We start from the raw sequence: 22,311 nt of genomic DNA, 5'->3' as shown, positions 1-22,311 counted from the left end.
ACACCCCCCGCGGCGCCCGGAGTCCGGCGCGCCGCCCGCCCCGCCCGGCCAAGGCCCCGGCAGGGCTCAGATCCAGCCGTTGCGCCTGAACCCCCGGTGGATCACGAGGCAGGCGACCGCCATCACCGCCAGGACCAGCGGGTATCCGTACGTCCAGTGCAGCTCGGGCATGTGGTCGAAGTTCATCCCGTACACCCCGCAGACCATCGTCGGCACGGCCACTATCGCCGCCCACGCCGTGATCTTGCGCATGTCCTCGTTCTGCGCGACCGTCACCTGCGCCAGGTGCGCCTGGAGGATGGAGTCGAGCAGGCCGTCGTACGCGCCGATCTGCTCGGTGGCCCGCGCCAGGTGGTCGGCGACGTCGCGGAAGTACGCGCGGACATCCGGCGGGATCACCGGTATCGGCTGCGTCGCCAGGTGCTGGAGGGGCCGGCCGAGCGGGGCCACCGCCCGGCGCAGTTCGAGGAGCTCCCGCTTGAGCTGGTAGATCCGGCCCGCGTCGCCCCGGCCCCCGTGTTCGCTGAACACCGCCGTCTCCACGGCGTCCATATCGCTCTGCACCGCGTCCGTGACGGCCACGTAGTCGTCCACCACGTGGTCCGCCATGGCGTGCAGGACGGCCGCCGGCCCCTTGGCGAGCTGGTCCGGCGCCGCCTCCAGGGCCTCGCGGACCGGACCGAGGGTGCCGCGTCCGCCGTGCCGGATGGTGATGACGAAGTCCTCGCCGATGAAGGCCATCAGCTCGCCGGTCTCCACCACCTCGCTCGTCGCGGTCAGCTCCTCGTGCTCGACGTAGCGCACGGTCTTGAAGACGGCGAAGAGCGTCTCGTCGTAGCGCTCCACCTTCGGCCGCTGATGGGCGTGGACGGCGTCCTCGACGGCGAGCGGGTGCAGGCCGAACAGCTCCGCGAGGCCGGCCAGCTCCTGCTCCGAGGGTTCGTGCAGGCCGATCCAGACGAACCCGGCGCCCGTCTTGCGGACCCGGCGCAGGGCCTCCTCCGCCTCCGCGCAGCCGTCCTGGCGGATGCCGTCCTGGTAGACCACGCAGTTGACGACGGCGCTGCCGAGCGGGGAGCGGGCGGGGTGGCTGAGGTCGACGGCCCGCCGGTAGCCGCGGCGCACGGCACGGCGCAGGTTGCTGAACATGGACACGGGCGTACTCCCCTTCGGCGGATCAGCGGCCAGTCTGCCACCGCCCGGCCGGCGGCCCGGCCACGCACCCGCGCCCACCGCCCCGTGCCTAGCAGGCCGGGGAGGAGCCCTTCTGGCCCTTGAGGTCGCGGTTGTAGAGCCACCCGGTGGCGTTGGTGCCCTCCACGCGCACGAACGTCCACTGGTTGCCGTAGGAGTTGACGATGTAGCAGTGGTACCAGAGCTTCGTGCCGTCCTTGACCAGGGTGCCCTTGGCGCACTGCTGGTACGGCGCGGCCAGCAGGTGGTGGTCGCCGGATATGTAGCCGTACGTCCCCGGCTTCGGGTCGTGGTGGGTCCAGCCGGCGCAGCCCGTCGGTACGGGGCTGGGCCCGCCCGGCGCGGGCGAGGACGGCTTCCCGGAGGGCGACGGCGTACCCGGCTTCTTCGAGGTGCTCGCGGAGGGCTTGGCCGTGGGCCCGGAGACGGAGGGCGAGGGGGCCGGGGCGGCCGTGGCGGACTGTGCGCCCCCGGTCGGGGAGCCGCCGGGCGCCGGGGTGGGCGCCGCGACGCCCTTGCCGCCGCCGCCCGAGGTCACGGCGTAGGTGACCCCGCCCGCGGCGAGCACGGCGACCACCGCGACGGCTATCGCGGCGCGGCTGCGGCGGCGCGCGCGGTCGACGTCCGCCGAACCGGACCGGGCGAGGGTGGGCGCCGGGCCGGGCGGGGGTCCCTGCGGCGGGAAGCCGGGTTGCGGGGCGGCGGGGGCGTAGGGCTGCGGAAACGTTACGCCGCCGCCGGGGCCGGGGCCGGGGCCGCCTCCGGGCCCGGGGCCCGCCGCCGGCGCGGGTCCGAATCCGGGAGCCGGCGCCGCCACCGCCGCGGGCCCGGGCGCGTACGGCGACGGCGCGGCCGGTACCGCCGGGGCCGCGCCGCCCGCCGCGACCTGCTCCAGCATCGCGCGGGCCTGCTCGGCGGTGGGCCGGTGCTCCGGCTCCTTCGCCATCAGCGCCCGCAGCACCGGCGCGAGGGGCCCCGCACGCCGCGGTTCGGGCAGCGGGTCCCCGACGATCGCGGCGAGCGTGGACCACACCGAGGTGCGGCGGAACGGCGACACCCCCTCCACCGCCGCGTACAGGGTCATCCCGAGCGACCAGATGTCCGAGGCGGGGCCGGGCTCCCGGCCCTGCGCGCGCTCCGGCGGCAGGTAGTCGAGGGAGCCGACCAGCTGGCCGCTGCGGGTCAGCTTGGCGAGGGCCTCGTCGTCGGAGGACTCCATGGTGGCGATGCCGAAGTCGGTGAGCACGACGCGGCCGCCCCGCTCCAGCAGCACGTTGCCCGGCTTCACGTCGCGGTGCAGGACGCCCGCCCGGTGCGCGGCGTCCAGCGCGTCCATCAGTTTGGCGCCGATCTCGGCGGCCTCCTGCGGGTCGAGCGCGCCGTACCGGGTCACGGAGTCGTCGAGCGAGGGCCCGTCGACGAGTTCCATGACGATGACGGGCAGGCCCCGCTCGTGCGTGACGTCGTGGACGGTGACCACGCCGGGGTGCCGGACGCGGGCGGCGGCCTGTGCCTCGCGCTCCATCCGGGTGCGCAGGTCGGCCAGTTCCTCGTCGTCGGCGTCGGTGTAGGCCCGCAGGACCTTGACGGCGACCTCGCGGGCGAGCAGTTCGTCGACGGCACGGGCGACCACGCCCATGCCGCCCCGGCCGATCACCGAGGTCACCCGGTAGCGCCCTCCGAGCACCTTGCCGACGAGGTCCCCGTCGTTCGCTTCCCCCGCTTGGCCCGCTGGCACCGCATGCTCCGTTCCACGACCGGTCGTCCGTCTCGACGATCTGACGGGGCACAAGCGTAGATGCACGATCGGCGGGCGCTCCGGGCGGACACCCCCTGCCCTCCAGGGGGTCAGACCGGCCGGAGTTCCTCCATGGCCGTCTCGGCGACCACCCGGGCGACCAGGGCGAGCGCGGGAGAGTCCAGCTTCCACTGCTGCCAGTACAGCGGTACGTCCAGCCACCGGCCCGGCGCCAGCGGCACCAGTGCGCCGCTCTCCAGCAGCGGTTCCGCCTGCGGTTCGGGTACGAGCCCCCAGCCGAGGCCCGCCGCCACCGCGTCCCGGTAGCCCTCCGAGGTGGGGACGAGGTGCCGTGCGGCCGAGGCGGGCGAGGCGCCGCCGGTGAGCGCGCGGACGAAGTCGTCCTGGAGGACGTCGCGCCGGTCGAAGACGATCAGCGGGGCCTCCCGCAGGTCCCGGGCCGGGGCCCCGGTCAGGTGCCGGTCGGCGAAGTCGGGGCTCGCCACCGGCAGGTAGCGGGCCAGTCCCAGCGCCCGGACCGTGCAGCCGGCCACCGGGTCGGGTGAGGAGGTGACGGCCGCCATGACCTGGCCCTCCCGCAGCAGGGCCGTCGTGTGGGACTCGTCCTCGCGGTGCAGTTCGAAGCAGATGGGCGGCTGCTGCGGGACCCGGGTGAGGGCGGGCAGGAACCAGGTGGCCAGCGAGTCCGCGTTGACGGCGATCGGCATCCGGACCGGGCCCAGGCCGTCGGCCATGCCCATGCCCAGCTCGGCGCGCGCGTCCCGTTCCAGCCGGGCCAGCTGCCGGGCGAAGCGGATGACCACCTCTCCGGACTCCGTCGCCCGGACAGGCTTGGTCCGCATCAGCAGCACCCGTCCGGTGCGCTGTTCCAGGGCCTTGACCCGCTGGCTGACGGCGGAGGGCGTCACGTGCAGGGCCGCGGCGGCCGCGTCGAAGGTGCCCTCGTCGACGACCGCGAGGAGGGTCCGGACCTGTTCCAGGGGAAGCTCGTCCATCACGAGAGCTAATGATACGTAAAAATCTTTAGCTGTACGCGGTGGCGCGCGGTCCTTACGGTCGGAGCATGACGAACGGCATCATCACAGCACTACTGGCCGGTTTCGGTACCGGTCTGTCCCTCATCGTCGCGATCGGCGCGCAGAACGCCTTCGTGCTGCGCCAGGGCGCGCGGCGGCACGCCGTCCTGACGGTGGTCGCGATCTGCGCCGTCTCCGACGCGGTGCTCATCTTCCTCGGCGTGGCCGGGGTCGGCGCCTTCGTCACCGCGTGGCCCGCAGCCCTGACCGCGGTGGGCATCGCCGGGGGCGGCTTCCTGATCTGCTACGGGATCATCGCGGCCCGCCGGGTGCTGCGTCCCGCCCCCGGCGCGGCCCTCACCGCGGAGGGCGCCACGGCCGGTTCCGTCCGCGCCGCCGTGCTGACCTGCCTGGCCATGACCTGGCTCAACCCGCACGTCTACCTGGACACCGTCCTGCTGGTGGGTTCGCTGGCGGCCGACCGGGGCGACCTGCGCTGGGCCTTCGGGATCGGGGCCGGGCTGGCCAGCCTGATCTGGTTCGCCACCCTGGGCTACGGCGCCCGGCTGCTCAGCGGCCCGCTGTCACGGCCGGGTGCCTGGCGGGTGCTGGACGGGCTGGTGGCCGCCACGATGGTCACGATGGGCGGAATGCTCCTCGCCCGCGCCTGAGGAAGGGCCGGGACGGGACGGGAGGTGGTTATGGTTCCGGGGACCGCTACCGCTCCCGGTACGCCGTCCCCCTCCCGCCTCGTTCTCCCCCCTCCCCCTCTCCCCGACCCCGGAGCCGCCGCCGTGCCCGACCGCCCGTCTCCCGAGGCCGTGCGCGCCTACTACGCGGCCCAGCCGTCCCCCCTCGTCGCCGCGACCGGCATCGTCCTGGACCGGCGGGGCCGGGTCCTCGTACTGACCCCCTCGTACAAGGACGGACTCGAACTGCCCGGCGGCACGGTGGAGGACACCGAGACCCCGGAACAGGGCCTGGCCCGGGAGCTGGCGGAGGAGCTGGACCTGTCCGTCCCGGTCGGCCGGCTGCTGGCCGTGGACTCCTGCCCGCCGGGCGCGCTCGGCCGCTCCCTCGTGGTCCACGCGTACCTCGTGGGGCCGCTGACCGACGCCGAGACCGAGGGGATCGCCCACGCGGACGGCGAGGTCGCCGAGGCCCACTGGCTCACCCCGGAGGCGGCCGCGGAACAGCTGCCCGGACGGCTGGCGCCCCGGCTGCGCGCCGGGCTGGCCGCCCTGTACTCCGGATCCGTCGCGCACCTGGTCGACGGCGTCCCGCAGCCCGGATCCCCCGCCGGTTTGGACCCGGCCGACCGCGCCGCCCTGGAGCACTCCGGCCGCTACGACCCGGCCGGCCACCGCGCGGCCCGGCCCAAGGCCCTCACCGCCGCGAACGTGCTGTTCACCGACGGGGCCGGCGGGGTCCTGCTGGTCCGGCCCGGCTACGGCGAGCCGGGCCGCTGGCTGCTGCCCGGCGGCGGCGTCGACAGCGACCTCGGCGAGACCCCGCGGGACGCGGCGGCGCGCGAGGTCCGCGAGGAGACCGGGCTGGAGCGGGAGCCCGGTCGCCTCCTCGCCGTCAACTGGACCCACCGGCCCGGCTACCCGGCCCGGATCCGCTTCCTCTACGACGGCGGGGTCCTGGGCCCGGCCGAGTTCGCCGCGATCCGGCTCCCGCCCGCCGAGCTGCTGGAGTGGCGCACGGCGCGCCGCGAGGAGCTGCGCGGTCTGGTCAAGCCCAAGCTGCGCCGGCAGATCGAGGCCTGCCTGACGGCCCTGGCCGAGGGCTCCGGCCCGCTGGAACTCCACTCGGGGCGCCGGGCGGGCCCGCGCTGAGACCCGTTCGGCCTTCGCGGGATCGCCGGGGCGGCCGGGCGGCGGGAGACTCGACGGGGACGGCCGGGGGGCCCGTACGCGCCCGGCCCGACCTGCTCCCACCACCGGAAGGGGCGGCCCATGCCCCCGGCGCCACCCAGCACCGCCTCGGTGGTGCTGTCCGAGGGCGGGCCCGGCCTCGTCGACCTGCTGGCCGACACGACCGAGCTGCGGATCGCCGTCACCGGCCCCCGGATGCTCTTCGAGCGGCTGCGGCTGCTGACCACCCTCTCCTCCTCCGAGGGCTGCACGGCGCAGCGGCTCGAAGAACTGGCGGGCCGCCTGGAGGGCACACTCCACTGCGGGCTCACGGGCATCCAGGAGGCGCCGGTGACGGTGGAGACGCACCGCGCGGGCGCGGTCCTGGAGATCGGGCTCGGTCCGGCGAGCATGTACCAGAGCGAGCTGGTGCTGCGCACGACGACCGCCGAGACCTTCCGCTCGCTGCTCACCCGGCTGCTCAGCGACGACCCCGCGCGCCCGTTCTTCGCCGGGCTGTACCCGGTCCCGGCGGCGGGGCACCTCGACCACCACCCCGACGGCCCTGGACGTCCGTAGGAGCGCGGCCCCTGGCGCCGCACGGAGCCGTGATGGCCGTCATCGTGCCGGGACCGCCACCCCGTGAGCGGGCGGGTGCGGAGCCGCGGGTTCCGCGACATACCCCCTACCCCTTTGGAGTATCTCCAGCGGGTCCTCTACGATGCCGCCATGAGGACGAGTACGCAGGCCGGACGCGCGAGGAGGCCCTCCTGGCGGCCGCGCGCACGGCTGCTCCTCGTCCTGGCCGTGCTCATCGGGATCGTCGGCATGCACGGCCTCGGCCCGGGAGCCCTCCCGCCGGCCGCGGCGCACGCCGCCGCCCACTCGGCGACCACCGGGCACCCGTCGGCCGGCCCCTGCGACTGCGTCCACGCCGACGGCCCCGACCACGAGGGACCCTCCGGCGGCCACGCCCAGCACGCCGACCCGACCTGCGCCGCGTCCGGCACCAGTGGCGCCCCGGTGCTGTACGCCCCGGCGGCAGCGTCCGGCGGGGCGCCCGCCGGCGCCGAGGCCCCGCACGGGGTCGTGCTCGGGGCCAGGGCATGCGGGCGCGCGCCGCCGTCCCTGAGCGAACTGCAACTCCTGCGCGTATAGGCGCGGCCCGCCGGCGTCCCCGCCGGCCGAGCACGCACGCCCGTACGCACCCCTACAGGAGAAGCACCGCCATGACCGTCAAGCGTTCCCTGATCCGCCGCACCGCCGCGCTGACCGCGGCCGCCACCGCCGCCCTCGTCCTCGCCGCCTGCGGAGGGAAGGCCGGCTCCGGCTCCTCGGCTCACGGCGGCCACGAGGCCACGGCGTCCGCCTCCGCGTCCACCTCCGCCAAGCCTTCCGCCGGAGCGCCGCAGGCCGCCAACAACGCCGCCGACACCGCCTTCGCCAAGGGGATGATCCCGCACCACCGCCAGGCGGTGGAGATGGCGGACCTCGCCGCGACCCGTGCCGAGTCGGCCGAGGTCAAGGAGCTCGCCGCCGAGATCAAGAAGGCCCAGGACCCGGAGATCAAGACGCTGTCCGGCTGGCTGACGGCCTGGGGCGAGCAGGTCCCGGCGGCCGACGCCGCGCAGGGCGGGCACGCCGGGCACTCCATGGCCGGCATGATGACCGGCGAGGAGATGGACCAGCTCACCGGGGCCTCCGGCAAGGCCTTCGACACCGCGTTCCTCGACCTGATGGTCAAGCACCACGAGGGTGCCGTCGCCATGGCCAAGACGGAGCAGGCCGACGGCAGGTACCAGCCCGCCAAGGACATGGCCGCGGCCATCGTCAGCTCGCAGAGCGCCGAGATCACCCGGATGAACAAGCTCCTCGGCAAGGGCTGACCCCGACGCCCGGGGAGCCCCGCACGAACCTACGGGGCTCCCCGGCCCGTTCAGAACCGGCGCTCGGTGCGCCAGGTCGCCTGGCTGGACGGGTTGGTCAGGTCGTACGTCGTACCGGAGAGCCGGCCGTCCGGGCCCCGCTTGCCGGTGTAGCGGCCCACCGGGCCGTGCGACCAGGCGATGACGAAGTAGATCTCCTGGCCGTCGACCGAGCCTTCCCGGACGTTGCCGACGGTGTTGCCGGAGCGCACCGACCCGAACAGGCGTCCCTCGGCGTTCTGCGAGAAGTCCACGTGGACGGTGGCGTTGCTCTGGTAGATGTCGTACACCCCGCCCGCGTTGAACCCGGGCACCCGGGCCGAACGCTCCGCCGCCACGGCGGCCGTGGCGCCGGTCGCCGGGGCGGCGAGGCCCGCTCCGGCGACGGAGAGGAGCACGGCGACGGAGGCGGCGGTCAGCAGCTGGGGAATACGGCGTGCGATGGACATGGGCCCTCCAGGGGCGGCCGGGACGATCGGCTCCGGTGCATGGTGCACGGAACCTCGGCGGCAGGCTTACCCACCCCTCCCGCCCTGAGGCCTGACTTCACCCGAACGAGTCACCGCCGGCCGTGCCCGCCCCCCCATGTCATGCGTCCGGCCCCGGCGGAAGGGGTGGTTCAGCCGCCGACGCGGGCGACCATCAGGGCGATGTCGTCGTCGGCCGCCGCCGGGACGAGGTGGGTGATCAGCGAGTCGCAGAGGTGGTCCAGCTGGCGCTGGGGGTCGGCGAGCAGCTGGGTCAGTTCGCCGAGCCGCTCGTCGAGGTCGCTGCCGCGCGCCTCGATGAGGCCGTCGGTGTAGAGGACGAGGAGGCTGCCCGGAGGCACTTCGACCTCGGTGGGGGTGAACGCGATGCCCCCGACGCCCAGCGGGACCCCGGGCGGGGTGTCGAGGAGGCGGACGGTTCCGTCCGGGAGGGCGAGGGCCGGCGGGGGGTGTCCGGCGCGTGTGACCGTACAGCGACCGGTGGCCGGGTCGCAGACGACGTAGAGGAAGGTGGCCAGCATCGGTTCGGCGAGGTCCGCCAGCGCGGCCTCGAGCTGGTGCAGCAGCTGTACGGGTGAGAGGTCCAGACGCGAGAGGGAGCGTACGGAGGCGGAGAGCCGGCCCATGACCGCGGCGGCGGCGATGCCGTGGCCCATCACGTCGCCGATGAGGAGGGCGGCCTTGCCCCCGGACAGAGCGAGGACGTCGTACCAGTCACCGCCGACCTCGTTGACGTCGCTCGCGGGCAGGTAGCGGTGGCTGACCTCGATGCCGGGCGGCGGGGTGATGTGCTGCGGGAGCATGCTGCGCTGGAGGATGACGGCGGTCTCGTGTTCGCGGTGGTAGAGCCGGGCGTTGTCGATGCTGAGCGCGGCGCGGGCGGCGAGTTCCCCGGCGAGGGTGACGTCCTCGGCGGTGAACGGCCCGATGGGGCGGGTGCGGTAGAAGGTGGCGACGCCGAGCACGGATTCCCGGGCGACGAGGGGCGCCATGACGAAGGAGTGCACCCCCGCGACGAGCAGCTGGGCGGGTTTCGACGTGTGGCGCGCGGCGGGGGCCACGGCCTTGTCGTCGAGGCGGGCGACGAGGAAGGGCTGGCGTGCGGCGAGGGCCTGGGTGTACGGGGCGGTCACGGGGAAGGTGAGGGTCCGGCCGAGGGGGGCGAGGATGTCGGTGACCCGGGATCCGGACAGGGGGGCCCGGCCGAGCCGGCGCAGGGCCGCGCCGCCGGTCAGCCCCATGCCGGGTTCATCCCCGCGGGCGAGGGCGTCGAGGACGTCGACGGTGACGGCGTCGGCGAGGCGCGGTACGGCGAGGTCGGCGAGCTCCTGTGCGGTGCGTTCCAGGTCGAGGCTGGAGCCGACGCGCATGCTGGCCTCGCTGAGCAGGGCGAGGCGGCGCCGGCCGGCTTCGGCTTCGACGTGGTCGCGCTGCTGCTCGGTGATGTCGACGAGGGAGGCGATCACGCCGATCGGCATGCGGGCGGGGTCCTCCACCCGGACGTAGGAGCAGGACCAGACGCGGTCGTGGTCCGGTTCGGAGGGGGTCCGGCCGACGCGGCGGCGGTCCAGGACCGGTTTCCCGGTCTCCAGGACCTGCCGCATGGCCTCCTCCATCTCCAGGGCGTTGACCTCGGGGAGGATCTCGGCGAGGCGGCGTCCGACGTGCGCCGATTCGGGCAGGCCGTTCATGGCTTCGAGGGCGGCGTTGACCTGGAGGAAGCGCAGCTGGGTGTCGAGGATGGCGATGCCGACGGGCGAGCGGGCGAAGAGGCCGTCCCAGACCGCCGAGGAGCCGCGGATGCGGCGGGCGACGTGGGCGTCGGCGGCGAAGACGAGCACCGTCGAGCCGTGCTGCCGGTCGGAGACCGGGGAGGCCCAGATCTCGACCTCCAGGGGGTGCCCGTCGCGGTGCCAGGCGGTGACGGTGCCCATCACCCCGCGTCCGGAGGCGGCGGCCTCCCACAGGGAGCGGCCGAGGCTGCGGTCGGCTCCCGGGTGCAGGAGGTCGGCGATGTTGCGTCCGAGCATCTGGGGCGGGGTGTAGCCCAGCAGCTCCTGCGCGGTCTGGTTCCAGCGGACGACGGTCCCGTCGGCGCCGGTGGCGACGAGTGCGACGGGCAGCGCGCCCAGCCAGCCGCCGGCGGCCTGCGCGGCGCTGCTGATCAGCTCGTCGACCGGGACCTGTTCGTTCACGGAACCTCGCTCATCGGGGTCCGCCGGCGGCGGCCGGGTCGTGTGGCTCCTGCACGCCTCCATCGTCTGCCGGTCCGGGTGCCGCCGCCTCCCGGGGCCCCCCGCCCGCCGCCGGCCGGGCCCGGCCGCCCCGTGTCGCGGGTGAGGCCGGCGCCCCGCTCGGTGACCCGTACGGCGGTGGGCTCCGGGACCGGTCCGGGCGGCGCCGGCGGCCGGCGGGCCGGATCCGTGCAGGTCGGCGCGGGTGCGCCCGAGGCGGGGCCGCAGGGGGTCCACGACGCCGGGGCGGCACGGTCTGCGCCCCGCCCCTCCCCGGCCCGCCGTGCCCCCGCACCCTCGCCCCCGTACCGCCCCCGCGCCGTGCCCGGCGGGAGGGCGGGGCGGGGTCACGGGCGCAGGTCGGCTCCGGCCGTCGGGGTGTCGTCGAGGAAGCCGCCCGACTGGTGCTGCCACAGCTTCGCGTAGGTACCGTCCGCGTCGAGCAGTTCCTGGTGCGTGCCCTGCTCCACGATCCGGCCGCGGTCGAGGACGACGAGCCGGTCCATGGTGGCGACGGTGCTCAGCCGGTGCGCGACGACGAGCGCCGTCCGCCCTTCCATGAGCCGCCAGAGGGCGTCCTGGACGAGGATCTCGCTCTCGGAGTCGAGGGCGCTGGTGGCCTCGTCGAGCAGCAGGATCGGGGCGTCCCGCAGGATCGCACGCGCCAGCGCGACCCGCTGGCGCTGTCCGCCGGAGAGTTTCACCCCGCGCTCCCCCACCATCGTGTCGAAGCCGTCCGGCAGGGCGTCGGCGAACTCCGTAACGTGCGCCGCCTCGGCGGCCCGGCGGATCTCGGCGTCGGTCGCGCCGGGGCGGGCGAAGGCGATGTTCTCGCGCAGGGTGCGGTGGAACATGGCCGGCTCCTGCGGTACGTACGCCATCAGGCCGCGCAGGTCGGACTGGGCCAGCCGGCTGATGTCCTGGCCGCCGACCGTGATCCGCCCTCCGTCGATGTCGGTCATCCGCAGCAGCAGCCGGGTGAGGGTGGTCTTGCCACCGCCGGACCGGCCGACGAGGCCGATCTTCGTCCCGCTGGGCACGGCCAGGTCGAGCCCGGTGAAGAGGGGTTCCCCGCCCGCGTGGGCGAAGTCCACCTTCTCGAAGCGCACTTCGGCGCCCCGGGACAGCAGCGGCTCCGGGGTCTTCGGGTCGAGGACGGTCGGCGGGGTCAGCAGCAGTGCGGTGAACTGCGCGGCCTCCGTCATCGAGCTTTCCAGACGGCGGTAGATCTGGTTGAACTCGAACATGATCCGGGTCGCGTTGCCGTAGTAGGTGAAGGCGACGACGACCGTCTCCACGCCGTGCCCGCGCGCGGCGAGCCCGACGGCGACCAGCAGGCCGAGGGCGTTGGTCAGGACGGACATGGGGGCGACGATCGTGTCGATGCGCAGGTTGCCGTAGTCCCACGAACGGAGCATGAGCCGCCGGGACTCGGCGACCCGCGAGCGGTGTTCGGCGGCCTCGCGTTCCTCGGCGGCGAAGGCGCGGACCGTGTCCATGTTCATCAGGCTGTCGGCGACATGGCCGGAGACCCGGGCGATGGCCGCCTCGCGTTGGTCGACGAGCCGCTGCCGGCGGCGGATCAGCGGTGTCACGAGGAACCCGGTGACCGCGATCATCGTCAGGAGGCCGACGACGAGCAGTGGTTCGTACTGCCACAGCACCACCGAGCCGAAGGCGAGGGGCACGAACTTGCCGAAGATCTGGAAGGTCAGCGTGTCGACGAACTCCTCGAACCGGGAGGCGAAGCTGAGGACCCGCTTGGTGAGCGAGCCGGCGAAGTTGTCGTGGAAGAACGCGGCGTCCTGGGCGAACAGTTCGTCCATCCCGAGGACGTAGAGCCGCTCGACGCCGAGTGCGTCGAGCCGGTTGAGGCAGTGCAGTCCGAGGCGCCACAGCGCCTCGGACAGCAGCAGGGCGCCGGCGAACCCGAGGACGTAGGGCAGGACCGGGCCGATGCCCGACGCGACGGCGCCGCGGTCGTCGGCGATCCGGCCGACGAGCTTGGCGACGACGAGCGGTGCGACGTAGTTGATGCCGATGTTGCCCAGCGCCGGGAACAGCATGGCGGGTGCGGCCAGGCGGCGGAGCCGGTACAGCTCCCGCCCGTAGTGGCGGAGTGCGAGGAGTACCGGGCCCCTGCCCGGCGGACTTCGGTGTGCTTCGGGAGATCCCATACCAACCCTGTGCGGTGTGAGCGGTGGCAGGACAGGGTTCGCAGTGTTCCGCAGGGCCGCTCGCCCCGTCCAAGCGTTTTCTCCTTCTTTCCGCCGATCGGATGGTGTCTGCACCGTCCTCGCACGGACCGTACCGGCTCTACCGGCCCGTACCCGCCCTACCAGGCCGTACCTGCCGTACCGCTCAGAAGCACTGCTTGTAGTAGGCCTTGATGTGGGGGAGCGACTCCAGGTCCGCGCGGCGCTGCGGGTGGTTGACGAGGAGGTAGGTGATGCGGGCCGCCAGGTCCGTGCCTCCCGCGGCGAAGCCCGCCTTCTTCAGGATGCCGCAGAACTCCGTGATGTGGCCGAGCTGGACGTGGTTGGCCGCGAGCGGGCACAGGGTGGCCGCCACGTCGGCCTGCCACTGCGGGGGCATCTCGGCCGGCTTGCAGTCGAGGTTGTCGACGTCCGGCAGCCACGCGCTGCCGACGATCTGTGCCGAGTGGACGTTCTGCGCGATCTTCTTCTCCCCGCCGGGGCCGGGGATGGTGCCGCGGGTGATCAGCGTCGGCAGCAGGGAGTCGACCCAGCCTGCCGTGCAGTAGGGGGTGGTCCAGGTGATCGAGCGGAAGGCGCCGCTCTTCGTGATCACGGTCACCAGCCCCTTCGGGGTGTCCAGCGGCCCGCCGGGCGAGCTGTCCCACACGACGACGCCCTGCGCGCCGAGGGCGTCGTACCCGCCCGCACCCGCGCCGGCCACGACCGTGAACACCTGCTGGACGGTGGCGTCCTGGTTGCCCTTGCGGATCCAGAGCTTGAGCGGGTGCTTCGCCGAAGCGACGTACAGCCGCCCGGTGTTGTCGGCGGAGAGCTTCATCCGCGTGTTCAGGGTCGTCACGTACACCGTGCCGCCCTTGTACCGGAGCACCCCGTCGGGGGCGGTCCACAGGTACGCGGGCCTGAAGGCGTCGCGCGGCTCGCCGAGGGAGGTCAGGCAGACGGGGCCGGCCGTCTTCAGCGTCGGGGAGGTCACCGCCGTCAGGCTGCCCTGGGCCTGGGAGAAGTCGCTCTTGTCCAGGGCGGGTTGGGGGAAGGCCGCGAGCAGGGCGGCCTGGAAGGCCCCCCGCTCGTCCTCCAGGTCCAGCAGGAACCGCTCGTAGTGCGGCAGGCCGGCCATGGTCCTGAGCTCGGCGGCGATCTTCGGGGTGTCGGGTGCCTCGCCGGCCAGCCAGCGCAGCAGGTTCGGGTACGGCACGGACGGGGTCTGGGTGCTCATGGTCTTCCCTTCGGTCGGACACGGAACGGTGGACCGGGTGGGGGGAGGATCGGGGCACGGCAGCGCGCACGGATCCCGGGAGGGAGTCGCCGTGGGGTGCCCTTTCACGCTACAGCGCGCCTTCCCGCCACACGGCCGAAACGGCCGAAACGGTCGAACCGGGCCGGGCGGCCGAACCAGGGGACCCACGGAAGAAATTCCGGCCGGGGGCGAATCCTCAGGGCGCCTCCCCGCCTCTTGTCCGCGTAAGAACCCACCGGGCACACCCCGCACACCACCGCACCACGGAGGCACCCCATGCTGATCACCGCCCTCGCAGTCGTCGGAGCCCTGCTCGTCGGCGCCTGCTCCTGGCACCTGCTGCGGCGCTTCAAGAGCCGCGGCTGAGCACCGAACGCACCCCGAGGCACCCGTCGGAGACGAGCAGCACATGAAACAACGCTTCGCCTGGCCGGACGACCGGCTGATCAAGGCCGCGCAGGACGGCGACGTCACGTCCCTCACCACCGTCGTCATGGAATCGCAGCCCCACGTACGCAGGTTCGCCCTCTCGCTGTGCTCCTCGCCGCAGGACGCGGAGGACGCCGCGCAGGAGGCGCTGATCATCCTCTACCGGAAGATCGGCACCCTGCGGGCCACGGGCGCGCTCGCCTCGTGGATGTTCCGCATCGTGCGCAACGAGTGCCTGCGCCAGGTACGGCTGCTCGTCTCCCGGAACGACGCCGGCCCGGATGCCCCGGACGGCCCGGACGGCCCGGCGGAGATGTCCGCCGAGGAGGCGGTGCTGCGCGGGCTGGAGGCGGAGCGGATCGCGGCGGCGGTGAGCGCCCTCCCCCGGGACCAGCGGCAGGTCCTGATCATGCGGGACGTCCAGGGCCTGCCCGGCAGGGCCGTGGCGGACGCGCTGGGCCTGAGCACCGCCGCGATGAAGTCCCGGCTGCACAGGGCTCGCGCGACGCTGCGGCTCTCCCTGGCACAGCCCACCCACCCAGCGGCAGGAGACCCACGACCATGACGACCACGAAGCCCCCACGGCCCGCTACCGCCCCGCCGGCCACCGCCCCGCCGGACTTCGCCAGCAGCTCCGTCCCGCGCCACCTGGCGCGGGGTGTCCTCGGCTTCGGCCTGATCATCGGCTCGATCGCCCTGGTCCCCACGGTCGGCCCGGCCGCCCTGCTGGCGGCCCCGCTGTCCCTGATCGCCTTCCGCGGCTGCCCGACCTGCTGGATGGTCGGCCTCGCCCAGACCATCTCCCGCGGCCGCCTCCAGCGCGCGTGCACGGACGGCACGTGCACCCTCACCAGAGCGGACCCGGCGGCCACCACCCGCAAGTGACGCGCGGGCGGGCGGCGGGGGCGGCGGGGGCGGCGGCGGCCGGTGCGGGCCGACCGGGTACGAGAACCTCGCGGCCGCCCCCGGCTCGCCGCCCGGGTCTTCGCCAACTCCTCGACCGGGCGGGGCCGTCCGGGGACTCAGGTGCGGGCGAGCGCCGCGGCGCCGAAGGAGACGTCGAACCGGTCGCACCAGATGCTGACGCTGGAGTACTTCGCCCAGTCGAGGTCCGCGGGCAGCGGGTAGTTCTGGTCCCCCTTGTTGGCCTTCAGCTTGGCGAGGTTGACGTACTGCCCGTCGTCGAAGAGCCGCCAGCCCTCCGTGCCCTCCTTGACGGGCGCGTCGCTGAGCCAGACGCGCACGTCGGGCCCGCTGCTCGTGTCCAGGCCTTCGAGGCGGAGCGTGTGGGTGCCGTCCGCGAGGCGGATGATCTTCACCGTGCCGGTGGTGGCGTGCTCGTGGCTGATGAAGGTGCCCTGCGCGAGCGTGACCGGCCCCGCGGGGGAGGCCGCCGCCTGCGGGGCGGCGTTCGACGCGGAGGGCAGCGCCTCGTGCACCGTCTCGTCCACCCACAGCGCCCACGGCTTGAACCACACCAGCACGGCCGACAGCACCACCGCACCCGCCACGGCCCCCGCGGCCCACCACTGCTTCCTCGCGAAGCGCCCCACGACGCCCCTCCTCCCGACCCGTCTCTTCACCTTCACCCCCATCCAACGTGAGGGGGCCGGCGCCGGACAGCCCCGCCCCGATGACGAAATCCTTACGGCGTCACCCGCGCCGTCGCTGCGGAGGCCGGCGCGGGTTCCCCGCGTATCGCGCGACCGTGCCCACGTCCTGCCCCTCAACGGCACAGCAGCGCCGCACGGAGGTCGAGGCGGTGGTCGAGCCGGGAGAGGTCCAGGCCCGTGAGGACCTCGATGCGCTGGACGCGGTAGTGCACCGTGTTGACGTGCAGGTGGAGGGATTCGCCCGTACGCGCCCAGGAACCGTTGTGGGCGAGGAACGTCTCCAGCGTTTCCCGCAGCATGGCGGCCGAGGTGCCGTCCTCTGTGGCGAGGGGCCCCAGTACCCGCGCGCTGAAGGCCCTGCGCACTTCGCGCGGAAGACCGGTGAGGAGTCTGGCGAGCGTGGTGAAGCTGCCGGTGTCGCTCACCTCCGAGCGGTCGGGGGCGGCGCCGCGGGCCGAGTCCAGACCGTAGCGGGCTTCGCGCACGGCCCCCTCGAGGCCGTCGGGCGCGGCGACCTGGGAACTGACGCCCGCGTGCAGGAGCGTGGTCGGGTCGCAGGCGTGCAGGAGCGGCCAGACCGACTCCAGTGTGCTGCGCGGAGAAGGCCCGGATACGAGGGCTGCGGCGCCGTCGTTCAGTTCCGTGACGACGTGCGCGGCCCCCTGGTGGGCGAGGGCCTCGACGAGCACGGCGACGGCTCGTCCCGCATCGCCCGTACTCGTGCCGGCGGCGACCACGTGGAACGGGCCCTCGTCCGGGAGACCGCAGGAGCGCAGCAGCTCCGCGACGGCCACCGGATCGGCCGCAGAGGCGCCGAGCAGCTGCCCCAGCTCGGCGGACCGCTCGTCCGCCGGGTTCTCGTGCGCCCGCTCTCGGCACTCGGCCAGCACGCCCGCGAGTTCGTGCAGGACGCGCGGGGGCACGTCGGTCGCGTCCATCACGTTGAGGTACCAGCGGTCGTAGGGGGACGCCTCTCCTTCGATCGGCAGGGTCACGCCGACCCCGCCCCTGATGTGCTCGGCCGCTTGACGGGGCTCCAGGACCGGCGTCCCCGGTGTGCGGGCGACGATGCGGCCGGTGGCGGTGAGGACGCTGCACGCCGCGGGCCCGAGCCGCGTGGAGGCCGCGTTCAGGAGCTCCTCCGGTCCGGCCCCGGCCGTGAGCAGCCGTTGCAACTGGGTGCGCACGGCGGTGGGGAGGGCGTGATGGGGGGCGGGACGCCGGCTGAGCCGGCCCCACTCTCTGAGGTAGAAGGCGTCCGTGATGGTGCGGAAGCTGACCTCCGCCGGGACTGCGATGAGCGGGATCTCGTGGTTCATGCAGGCGACGACGATGTCGTCGGGCACCGCCCCGTGCGTCTCCTCCCCAGCCAGGAGGGCGGCCGTTCCGGCCCCGCTGAGCGAGGAGACGAACTGCTCCGCCTTCTGGCGCCCGCCGTCGGCCGACCACCACACGAGCCCGCTGAGGACGATCTCGCCCGGCTGCAGGAATCGCGTCGGGTCTTCGAGGTCCGTGGCGGTAAGACCACTGATCTCCCTGCGCAGCAGCGGGTCCTCGGCCCACAGCAGCCGCAGCCCGAGATCCTCGTCCTGGAGCAGTTGTTCGACGTGCATGTTCCGGCCCCCTTGCATTGCAGCGGACAGGAGTGTCCGCCGATCCGCATTCACCAGGGCGATGCGGCTTTTCACATCGTAAATGCCAGGCCGATGGCCTGAAATACCTCTTGGGCGATGCTCCATGAGCGAGGGTGGGACGGTCGGATGTTCCGCCGTAGCGGCCATCGCAGCGTGCTCGCCTGGGCGGAGGTCGACGAGGACTTCGGCGACGCACCCGTGCTGCTGGCCACCCGGATGGACGGGCGGGACCTCGACGCCGAGGGCAGCCAGCTCGTGGTCCCGACGGACCGCTGCGAAGCCCGCTACGTCAGCGCCCTCACCTGCCTCCGGATCGGCGCCCTGCCGCTCCCCGCCGAGTCAGGCGACGCACCAACCACCCCGCAGTTCAAGGGAACCCGCACATGAGCGACCTGGTCGATCCACCAGGAGGACGCTGACGGCCCCGGGGATTTCCGTGTGCGGCTCCAGTCGATTCCGGCCACCCCAGCGACTTCACTGAACAGGACGAGAAGGTCGCGAACGGGTGGTAGGTCATGGATCTCAACACAGTCCTGGACGTGCGGGACGCGCGTCGACACGAGCCCTGGCGGCCGGGTGACGCGTGGCTCGGGGGCGGCACGTACCTGTTCTCCGAGCCGCAGCCGCACGTCCGGCGGCTGGTGGACCTGAGCCGGATGGGCTGGGAGCCGCTGACCCGCCTGCCCGACGGCTCGCTGGAGATCGCCGCCACCTGCACGATCACCCAGCTCTCCCGGTACGGACGGCGGCTCGAGGAGCCGGCGGGGCCGCTGTTCGAGCAGTGCTGCCGCGCCTTCCTCGCCTCCTTCAAGATCTGGAACACGGCGACCGTCGGCGGGAACCTCTGCAACGCACTGCCGGCCGGGCCGATGATCTCGTTGACGGCGGCGCTGGACGGGACGTGCCTGCTCCGGTCGCAGGACGGCGCCACGCGTCGCGTGAAAGCGGCCGATTTCGTCCTCGGCGCGGGCCGCAAGGACCTGGCCGCCGGGGAGCTGCTGCGTTCGGTGACCCTGCCCGCGTCGGCCCTCGCCTGCCGTACGGCCTTCCGCCAGGCGTCCCTCTACGGCCTGGGGCGCTCCGGCGCGCTGGTCATCGGCACGCTCGGCCCGCGGGACGGCTCCCTGGCCATCACCGTCACCGCGGCCACGACCCGCCCGTTCCGCCTCTGGTTCCCCCTGCCGCCGGACGCGGACGGCCTGAGCCGCGCCATCCGCTCCGCCGTCGCCGACGACGAGTGGTTCGAAGACATCCACGGGCTTCCCGAGTGGCGGCGGCACATGACGCTGCGCTTCGCCGAGGAGATCCGCCGCGAACTGACCCGGGACGGTGCCCGATGAGCTTCCGCACGCACATCAACCGGCAGCCCGCCGACACCGCACCCCGTGCGGGCCAGTGCCTGCGCACCTACGTGCGCGAGCAGGGCTGGTTCGGTGTGAAGAAGGGCTGCGACGCCGGGGACTGCGGCGCCTGTACCGTGCACGTGGACGGCGAGCCCGTGCACAGCTGCCTCTACCCCGCCTTCCGCGCCGACGGCCGCAGCGTCACCACCGTCGAGGGCCTGACCCGCCCCGGCGGGGAACTCCACCCCGTCCAGCAGAGGTTCCTCGACGCCCAGGGCTTCCAGTGCGGCTTCTGCACCGCCGGGTTCCTGATGACCACCGCCGCCCTGGAAGCGGAGCGCGGCACCGAGCACGACGACGGCAAGCTCGACGACCTGCCCCGCGCCTTCAAGGGCAACATCTGCCGCTGCACCGGCTACCGCGCCATCGAGGACGCCGTCCGCGGCGTCCGGCACACCGAACGGCCCTGCGCGGGCGGAGCGGTGGGGCGCAGCCTCGGAGCACCGGCCGGCCCGCAGGTCGTCACGGGCACCGCCCGCTACACCTTCGACATCGACGTCCCCGGCCTCCTCCACATGAAGCTGCTGCGCTCCCCGCACCCACACGCCCGGATCGTGTCGATCGACACGGCCGACGCCCTGCGGGTGCCCGGCGTCCACGCCGTCCTCACCCACGAGGACGCACCGACCACCCTCTACTCCACCGCCCGCCACGAGCACCCCACGGAAGACCCGGACGACACCCGGGTCCTGGACGACGTCGTCCGCTACGTCGGCCAGCGCGTGGCCGCGGTCGTGGCCGACAGCGAACAGGCCGCCGAGGAGGGCTGCCGCCGCGTCCGGATCGTCTACGAGGAACTCCCGTATGTCACCGACCCGGAGGAGGCGATGCGGCCGGGCGCGCCCGCCCTGCACGGCGAGAAGGGACCCGAGTCGCGGATCGCCCGGGCCGCCGACAACGTCGCCGGCGAGGTGCACGGCGAGATCGGCTGCGTGGCGGACGGCTTCGCCGAGGCGGCCGTGGTCTACGAGGAGACGTTCCGGACCCAGCGGGTACAGCACGCGAGCCTGGAGACCCATGGCAGCGTGGCGTACTTCGAGCCGAAGGAGGACGGCACCGGCGAGCGGCTCACCGTACGCTCCTCCACCCAGGCCCCCTTCCTCACCCGCCGTGCCCTGTGCGCGCTGTACGGGCTGCCGGAGGACGAGGTACGCGTGGTGGCGGGCCGGGTCGGCGGCGGTTTCGGCGGCAAGCAGGAGATGCTGACCGAGGACGTCGTCGTCCTCGCCGCGCTGAAGCTGCGTCGCCCGGTCAAGCTGGAGTACACCCGGGCCGAGCAGTTCCACGGCGCCACCACCCGCCACCCGTTCACCATCGGCATCAAGCTCGGCGCCCGCGCGGACGGCACCCTGACGGCCGTCCAGATGCGTGTGGTCGCCAACACCGGGGCGTACGGCAACCACGGCCCCGCCGTGATGTTCCACAGCGTCGGCGAGTCCTTCGCCGTCTACCGGGCTCCGCACAAGAAGGTCGACGCGTACTCCGTCTACACCAACTGCGTGCCGGCCGGGGCGTTCCGCGGCTACGGACTGGGCCAGGTCACGTTCGCCGTGGAGTCGGCCATGGACGAGCTGGCCCGCCGCCTGGGGATGGACCCCCTGGTCCTGCGCGAGAGGAACGTCATCGGCGCGGGCGAGCACATGGTCAGCCCGATCGGCGAGGAGGAGGACCTGCACATCGCCTCCTACGGGCTCGACCAGTGCCTCGGCGTGGTCCGCCGGGCCCTCGCCGAGGACACCAGCACGGAGGAGGTCCCGGAGGGCTGGCTCACCGGCCAGGGCGCCGCCATGGCGATGATCGCGACCGGTCCGCCCGGCGGACACTACGCCGACGCGCGAATCTCGCTGCTGGAGGACGGCACGTACGACGTCGCGGTGGGGACCGCCGAGTTCGGCAACGGCACCACCACCGTCCACCAGCAGATCACCTCCGGCGCCCTGAACACGACGGAGGACCGGATCCGCATCCGGCAGTCCGACACGGACGTCGTCCGCCACGACACCGGCGCCTTCGGCTCGGCCGGCACCGTCGTCGCGGGCAAGGCGGTGCTGTTGGCGGCCACGTCGCTCGCCGAGCGGCTCAAGACCCTCGCCGCCCGCCACACCGGAGTGGCCCGCCATCTGTGCACGCTCGGCGCCGAAGCCTTCGACTGCGCGGGCCGGGTGGTGACCCTCAAGGAGCTGTACGGGTCGGCGCACGCCAGGGGCGCCGAGGAGGAGCTGGCCGCCGACGGCCACTGGGGCGGCTCCCCGCGCTCCGTCGCCTTCAACGCCCAGTGGTTCCGCGTCGCCGTCGACCCCGGCACGGGCGAGATCCGCATCCTGCGCAGCGTGCACGCCGCCGACGCCGGCAAGGTCATGAACCCGATGCAGTGCCGTGGCCAGGTCGAGGGCGGCGTCGCCCAGGCGCTCGGCGCCACGCTCTTCGAGAACGTACGGATCGACGGGCGCGGCGAGGTCACCACCACCGCCTTCCGCCGTTACCGGCTCCCGCAGTACGCCGACGTCCCGCGTACGGAGGTCCACTTCATGGAGACCTCCGACGCCATCGGACCGCTGGGCGCCAAGTCGATGAGCGAGAGCCCCTTCAACCCGGTCGCGCCGGCCTTCGCCAACGCCCTGCGCGATGCCACCGGGATCCGCTTCACGGAGCTGCCGGTGACCCGCGACCGCATGTGGCTCGCCCTCGACCGCGGCAGCGCCGTGTGATCAGGCGCCGGCGAGCGAGATCTCGGTGGACTTGATCAGCGCGACGACGGAGGTCCCGGCGGCCAGGCCGAGCGCGTCCACGGCGTCCTTCGTGATGGCGGCGGTCAGTTCACCGCCCTCGACGGTGACCCTGACGGAACCCATGGCACCGCCGATGGCGACCTCGGTGACGGTGCCCGCGATCTGGTTGCGGATCGAGATGTTCTCCACCGGGGCGGTGGCGAGGGCCACTTCGGTGGACTTCACCAGCGCCTTCACCGCGGAGCCCTCGGCAAGGCCGAGGTCCTTGACGGCGTCGGCGGTGATCGCCGCGGTGATGCCCTGACCGCCCGCCAGCCGCACCCGCACCGTGGCCATCGCTTCGCCGGTGGTGACGGCCGTGACCGTGCCGGGGATCTGGTTGCGGATGCTCAGGCTCATGGAAAACGCCTCACAGGAAAGTCGTCCGGACCGCAGACCCTGCTGCGGCCTGGGCTGTTCCGACCCTACGGCACACTCTCCGCCCCTTTGTGCAGGCGCATCGTCGGAACTGACCTGAGCAGGTGTCGTTCACGGTCCTCTTGAGGACCACATGCCGCTCGCCGACGGGGTCC

At 73.7% G+C, this 22,311-nt stretch carries 19 protein-coding genes and 1 pseudogene; 10 read left to right on the top strand and 10 right to left on the bottom strand.

Features of this window, described 5'->3' with window-relative positions; all coding sequences use genetic code 11:
• Nucleotides 1–66: 66 nt before the first annotated feature.
• From corA to D1J60_RS29865, 3 genes are all read right to left on the bottom strand, one after another.
• Nucleotides 67–1,149, bottom strand: a complete 1,083-nt coding sequence (corA, locus tag D1J60_RS29875) for a magnesium/cobalt transporter CorA (protein WP_125824259.1) — start codon at nt 1,147–1,149, stop codon at nt 67–69.
• Nucleotides 1,150–1,243: 94 nt separating this feature from the next.
• The gene (locus tag D1J60_RS29870) at nt 1,244–2,932 is read right to left on the bottom strand and encodes a serine/threonine-protein kinase (RefSeq protein WP_241253440.1); all 1,689 of its coding nucleotides are present in this window, start codon (nt 2,930–2,932) and stop codon (nt 1,244–1,246) included.
• 110 nt (nt 2,933–3,042) lie between these two features.
• Nucleotides 3,043–3,948 carry a LysR family transcriptional regulator ArgP gene (locus D1J60_RS29865; RefSeq protein ID WP_125823198.1) on the bottom strand — a complete coding sequence of 302 codons (906 nt, stop codon included), beginning with the start codon at nt 3,946–3,948 and terminating at the stop codon, nt 3,043–3,045.
• A 68-nt stretch (nt 3,949–4,016) separates the two neighbouring features.
• On the opposite strand from D1J60_RS29865, the gene D1J60_RS29860 reads away from it, so the two are divergent.
• The 5 genes from D1J60_RS29860 to D1J60_RS29835 all read left to right on the top strand — a co-directional run bounded on the left by D1J60_RS29860 (nt 4,017) and on the right by D1J60_RS29835 (nt 7,714).
• The gene (locus D1J60_RS29860; protein ID WP_125823197.1) at nt 4,017–4,640 is read left to right on the top strand and encodes a LysE/ArgO family amino acid transporter; all 624 of its coding nucleotides are present in this window, start codon (nt 4,017–4,019) and stop codon (nt 4,638–4,640) included.
• Nucleotides 4,641–4,763: 123 nt separating this feature from the next.
• Nucleotides 4,764–5,810 carry an NUDIX hydrolase gene (locus D1J60_RS38250; protein WP_241253439.1) on the top strand — a complete coding sequence of 349 codons (1,047 nt, stop codon included), beginning with the start codon at nt 4,764–4,766 and terminating at the stop codon, nt 5,808–5,810.
• A gap of 120 nt (nt 5,811–5,930) precedes the next feature.
• On the top strand, nt 5,931–6,407 hold the full coding sequence (locus D1J60_RS29845; protein WP_125823196.1) for a hypothetical protein: 477 nt from the start codon (nt 5,931–5,933) through the stop codon (nt 6,405–6,407).
• A 150-nt stretch (nt 6,408–6,557) separates the two neighbouring features.
• Nucleotides 6,558–6,986, top strand: a complete 429-nt coding sequence (locus D1J60_RS29840; RefSeq protein WP_125823195.1) for a DUF6153 family protein — start codon at nt 6,558–6,560, stop codon at nt 6,984–6,986.
• 71 nt (nt 6,987–7,057) lie between these two features.
• Nucleotides 7,058–7,714: a DUF305 domain-containing protein gene (locus D1J60_RS29835; RefSeq protein ID WP_125823194.1), complete on the top strand. Its 657-nt coding sequence runs from the start codon at nt 7,058–7,060 to the stop codon at nt 7,712–7,714.
• 50 nt (nt 7,715–7,764) lie between these two features.
• Here D1J60_RS29835 and D1J60_RS29830 read toward each other — a convergent pair whose 3' ends face one another.
• The 4 genes from D1J60_RS29830 to D1J60_RS29815 all read right to left on the bottom strand — a co-directional run bounded on the left by D1J60_RS29830 (nt 7,765) and on the right by D1J60_RS29815 (nt 13,910).
• Nucleotides 7,765–8,202, bottom strand: a complete 438-nt coding sequence (locus D1J60_RS29830) for a hypothetical protein (RefSeq protein ID WP_125823193.1) — start codon at nt 8,200–8,202, stop codon at nt 7,765–7,767.
• Between the two features lie 170 nt (nt 8,203–8,372).
• A complete protein-coding gene (locus D1J60_RS29825) occupies nt 8,373–10,436 on the bottom strand; it encodes a SpoIIE family protein phosphatase (protein ID WP_125823192.1) in 2,064 nt (687 codons plus the stop codon).
• A 386-nt stretch (nt 10,437–10,822) separates the two neighbouring features.
• A complete protein-coding gene (locus tag D1J60_RS29820) occupies nt 10,823–12,652 on the bottom strand; it encodes an ABC transporter ATP-binding protein (protein ID WP_125823191.1) in 1,830 nt (609 codons plus the stop codon).
• Between the two features lie 184 nt (nt 12,653–12,836).
• Complete coding sequence (locus D1J60_RS29815; RefSeq protein ID WP_125823190.1) at nt 12,837–13,910, bottom strand: hypothetical protein; 1,074 nt, start codon at nt 13,908–13,910, stop codon at nt 12,837–12,839.
• 430 nt (nt 13,911–14,340) lie between these two features.
• Here D1J60_RS29815 and D1J60_RS29810 point away from each other — a divergent pair, with 430 nt between their 5' ends.
• On the top strand, nt 14,341–14,925 hold the full coding sequence (locus D1J60_RS29810; RefSeq protein ID WP_125823189.1) for an RNA polymerase sigma factor: 585 nt from the start codon (nt 14,341–14,343) through the stop codon (nt 14,923–14,925).
• The gene (locus D1J60_RS29805; protein WP_125823188.1) at nt 14,922–15,245 is read left to right on the top strand and encodes a hypothetical protein; all 324 of its coding nucleotides are present in this window, start codon (nt 14,922–14,924) and stop codon (nt 15,243–15,245) included. The genes D1J60_RS29810 and D1J60_RS29805 overlap by 4 nt, the downstream gene beginning before the upstream one ends.
• Nucleotides 15,246–15,382: 137 nt before the next feature.
• On the opposite strand, the gene D1J60_RS29800 is transcribed toward D1J60_RS29805, so the two are convergent.
• Both D1J60_RS29800 and D1J60_RS29795 read right to left on the bottom strand, forming a co-directional pair.
• Nucleotides 15,383–15,913, bottom strand: a complete 531-nt coding sequence (locus D1J60_RS29800; protein WP_241253438.1) for a DM13 domain-containing protein — start codon at nt 15,911–15,913, stop codon at nt 15,383–15,385.
• Nucleotides 15,914–16,086: 173 nt separating this feature from the next.
• Complete coding sequence (locus D1J60_RS29795) at nt 16,087–17,586, bottom strand: helix-turn-helix domain-containing protein (protein ID WP_125823186.1); 1,500 nt, start codon at nt 17,584–17,586, stop codon at nt 16,087–16,089.
• 162 nt (nt 17,587–17,748) lie between these two features.
• On the opposite strand from D1J60_RS29795, the pseudogene D1J60_RS29790 reads away from it, so the two are divergent.
• From D1J60_RS29790 to D1J60_RS29780, 3 genes and pseudogenes are all read left to right on the top strand, one after another.
• A pseudogene (locus tag D1J60_RS29790) lies at nt 17,749–17,994 on the top strand (molybdopterin-dependent oxidoreductase); the annotation flags it as partial.
• A gap of 128 nt (nt 17,995–18,122) precedes the next feature.
• Nucleotides 18,123–18,947, top strand: coding sequence for an FAD binding domain-containing protein (locus tag D1J60_RS29785; RefSeq protein ID WP_125823185.1), 825 nt, complete (start codon nt 18,123–18,125; stop codon nt 18,945–18,947).
• The gene (locus D1J60_RS29780; protein WP_125823184.1) at nt 18,944–21,718 is read left to right on the top strand and encodes a molybdopterin-dependent oxidoreductase; all 2,775 of its coding nucleotides are present in this window, start codon (nt 18,944–18,946) and stop codon (nt 21,716–21,718) included. Before D1J60_RS29785 ends, D1J60_RS29780 begins: the two co-directional genes overlap by 4 nt.
• Here D1J60_RS29780 and D1J60_RS29775 read toward each other — a convergent pair whose 3' ends face one another.
• Nucleotides 21,719–22,138 carry a TOBE domain-containing protein gene (locus tag D1J60_RS29775; protein WP_125823183.1) on the bottom strand — a complete coding sequence of 140 codons (420 nt, stop codon included), beginning with the start codon at nt 22,136–22,138 and terminating at the stop codon, nt 21,719–21,721.
• Nucleotides 22,139–22,311: the final 173 nt, after the last annotated feature.

The organism is Streptomyces sp. W1SF4, assembly GCF_003950035.1.
Lineage (GTDB): Bacteria > Actinomycetota > Actinomycetes > Streptomycetales > Streptomycetaceae > Streptomyces > Streptomyces racemochromogenes.
The sequence above is the reverse complement of the archived record's forward strand: the minus strand, read 5'-3'. Positions and strand labels throughout refer to the sequence as shown.